The following is a 2,782-nucleotide window of genomic DNA, read 5'->3' on the forward strand; positions in this document are numbered from 1 at the left end:
CCAGCACCTGGCCGGTCCGCAAGGAAATGCGCACCATGGTCTATGCTGCGCTGGATGATTGATACCGGCTGCCAAAGGGCAACCGCATTACCGGGGATATGGCACTGACAGTCTGAATGGGGTGGCCAGCAGTTTGGCAGGCACTTGCTTGCTTCCCGACAATCGTCCCCGCCCTTCAAGGCATCCCGCCTCCAGCCGCCGCAAAGAATGTGATTGCTGGTGCCGCTATCAAATGTCACATTTCCCCATGTCCGATTTGGGGGGGCGTGAATGGCCAGTTCGGGTGCTACTTCCTCGCCGCCGTCCCGTACACGCGTGCCAAAACTGGTCCGCTTCGGCTATGCATTCGGCTCGATCGCCAACGGCATCCGCAACCATGGCTTCAACTGGCTATTGCTGTTGTTTTACAGCCAGGTTGTGGGGTTGGATGCGCGCCTGGTCGGCCTTGCCCTTACCATCGGGCTGGTTATCGACGCGTTCACCGATACCGGCATCGGCTATTTTTCCGATAATCTGCGCAGCCGCTGGGGCCGCCGCCACCCGCTGATGTATCTTGCGGTGCTGCCGACGGGGCTGGGGTTTTTGTTCATCTGGACCCCGCCGGTCGGTTGGTCGCAAATGGCGTTATTCTGGTATCTGCTGCTGGTCACCTTGCTCATTCGCTTCACCTCGTCACTGTTCGAAGTTCCCAACGAAGCGCTCGCTGCCGAATTGACGGATGATTATGTCGAGCGCAGCTCCCTGATTTCGCTGCAACGCTCTTTCGCATGGGCGGTACCCGCGATTACAGCTTCAGTAACGTACGGGCTGATTTTTCCGGCCTTTGTCACAGCCGCTATCCCCGATGGACGGTTCAGCCGCGATGCCTATGCGGTGTATGGCATGGTCGGATCAGCATTGATCGTCACCGCGATGATGATCGGCGCACTCAGCACGCACAGCAGGATCAAAAACCTGAAGCCGCCACCGGCCAAGCGCCAGATGACGCTGCGGCGCATCTTTTCCGAAATCTTCGAAACCCTCAACAATCGGGCGTTTCTGGCGCTGTTCATGGTATCGGCGCTCGGGCTGCTCGCCACCGGGGTGTCGACAGCGATGAACATCTATATCGTCAGCTTCTTCTGGGGTTTCTCATCCCAACAGCAAGCCTTGATCTCGGCCGTTGTGCCCATATCGGCTGTGCTCGCCGCGTTGTTGGCGCCGTTTGCCAGCCGCACCATCGGCAAACGCCGGGGTGCGATCGTCATCGGCCTGCTGGCTTATCTGGGGGCGCCGCTACCAATGCTGCTGCGGCTGACGGGCGTGCTGCCAGCGGGCAGTGATGGCTTTGTCTTCTGGTTCGTGCTGGCCGTGCAAATTTTCGATCTAAGCCTGATCATTGCCTTCCAGATCCTGTCCGCCTCGATGCTGGCCGACCTTGTCGAACCCGCCGAACTCAAGACCGGCCGGCGCTCGGAAGGGCTGTTCGCCTCCTCGTCGAGCCTGCTTGGCAAACTGGTGCAAGGCCTTGGCATTTCCATTGCCGCGCTCATTCTGACGTTTGCCGGCATCCAGACCGGAACCAACCCCAGCCAGGTGCCGCCCGACGCCATCTGGCGGCTGGGGGCCTATTATGTGCCGACGCTGCTGACGCTTTGGATGGCAATGCTGGCGATGCTGACTTTCTACAAACGTGATCGCAGCGATCATGAAGCGGCGTTGCAGGCGCTGGCGGCGCGGCAGGCAGCGGCGGACGCGGCGTCCTGAAGCTTTTCCACCTGCAACTATTCGTTGCTGGGCGGCTCCGGGAAACGCGCTAGACAGGGCGGCATTGCCTTCGCGAGGACATCTGATGACCGATTATGTGCCGCCCAAAGTCTGGACCTGGGACAAGGAGTTCGGCGGCCGGTTCGCCAACATCAACCGCCCCATCGCCGGCCCGACGCAAGACAAGGATCTGCCCATCGGCAAACATCCGTTCCAGCTTTACAGCCTGGGCACGCCCAACGGGGTGAAGGTGACGGTGATGTTGGAGGAGCTGCTGGCACTGGGCCATACGGGCGCGGAATATGATGCCTGGCTGATCAACATCGGCAGCGGCGATCAGTTCGGTTCGGGCTTTGTCGATGTGAACCCCAACAGCAAGATCCCGGCGTTGGTCGATCATTCCACCAATCCGCCCACCCGCCTATTCGAGAGCGGCGCCATGCTGCTGTATCTGGCGGAAAAATTCGGCGCCTTCCTGCCCACCGATCATCACGCCCGCACCGAGGCGCTGTGCTGGCTGTTCTGGCAGATGGGCTCGGCCCCGATCCTGGGCGGCGGCTTCGGGCATTTCTATGCCTATGCACCCACCAAGCAGGAATATCCGATCAACCGCTATGCCATGGAAGTGAAGCGCCAGCTGGACGTGCTCGACCGGCATCTGGCCACCAACGACTATATGGCGGGCAGCGAATACAGCATTGCCGATATGGCGATCTGGCCCTGGTATGGCGCGATGACCCTTGGGCTGCTGTATGAAGCCGGCGAGTTCCTGGAAGTGGCGGGCTACACCAACGTCATCCGGTGGACGAAGCAGATCGGCGAACGCCCGGCGGTGAAGCGCGGCCGCATGGTCAACCGCGCCTTTGGCGACCCGTCGAGCCAACTGCACGAGCGCCACGACGCCAGCGATTTCGACACACGCACCCAAGACAAGATCGGCACAGCGGCGTGAGCGCGCCAGATTCACCCTCTCCCCTGGCGGGAGAGGGTAGACTCGCCGCAGGCGAGCGGGGTGAGGGGTTTCCCCAACCCCCCG

At 61.2% G+C, this 2,782-nt stretch carries 2 protein-coding genes; both read left to right on the forward strand.

What is annotated here, in order from left to right; all coding sequences use genetic code 11:
- Nucleotides 1–315: 315 nt before the first annotated feature.
- Nucleotides 316–1,746, forward strand: a complete 1,431-nt coding sequence (locus tag RMO81_RS12970; RefSeq protein WP_310476312.1) for an MFS transporter — start codon at nt 316–318, stop codon at nt 1,744–1,746.
- An 85-nt stretch (nt 1,747–1,831) separates the two neighbouring features.
- Complete coding sequence (gene yghU / locus RMO81_RS12975) at nt 1,832–2,698, forward strand: glutathione-dependent disulfide-bond oxidoreductase (protein ID WP_310476313.1); 867 nt, start codon at nt 1,832–1,834, stop codon at nt 2,696–2,698.
- Nucleotides 2,699–2,782: the final 84 nt, after the last annotated feature.

Origin of the sequence: Sandarakinorhabdus sp., assembly GCF_031422795.1 — a bacterium.
GTDB lineage: Bacteria > Pseudomonadota > Alphaproteobacteria > Sphingomonadales > Sphingomonadaceae > Sandarakinorhabdus.

Coding starts and splice junctions, on each gene's coding strand:
- yghU (WP_310476313.1), top strand. CDS start 1,832: ATGACCGATTATGTGCCGCCCAAAGTCTGGACCTGGGACAAGGAGTTC.